1 protein-coding gene is annotated in these 567 nt (G+C 71.8%); it reads right to left on the bottom strand.

The window, feature by feature from the left end:
* Positions 1-567 (bottom strand): autotransporter outer membrane beta-barrel domain-containing protein (locus tag AC1DS0_RS30795; RefSeq protein WP_476817998.1); only part of this gene is annotated, 567 nt, incomplete at both ends.

Genomic DNA, 567 nt, shown 5'->3' on the forward strand with positions numbered 1-567 from the left:
GTGCGGGCCTGCGGGGTGAGCTCGCCAAAGCCGTGGCGCCAGCCGAGCATGGCGCGCGCGAACAGCGGCATCGCCCCGAGCTGCGCCTCGGCCCGCAGGCCCAGCGTGGTGAAGCCGAGTGTCTGGTCGCTGGAGAGCACGCGCAGGGCCGCAGCCCCGCCGCGCTCGGTGCCGGCGTCCGTGCTGACGCGGATCAGCGCCAACTGTGCGAAGGGTTCGAGCGCGACCCCGCGGAAGGCGAAGGCATAGCCGAGCTCGGCAAAGCCCTGCGTCACCGAGCCCGGACGCTGCAGCCGCAGGAGATCGCCGAAGCCGCGAATCTGGACCTGGCGGCGGATGTCGCTCTCCGACCAGCTATAGGCTGCACCGGCATCGAGCCTGAGCTGGCCGAAGCGGGCCCCGGCATAGAGCGCGGCATGGCCGCTCTCGAGCTTGCCGGTCGAGAGGCGGGCATCGAGATCGAAGCGCGACTGGCTGTAGCCACCGGCGACGCCAACCTTCAGCGACGAACCCGGCGCGTCATAGACCATCAAATCGGCGCCGAGCAGGGCCCCACCGCTGCGGCGG

The organism is Allobosea sp. P4_H5 (assembly GCF_056400825.1).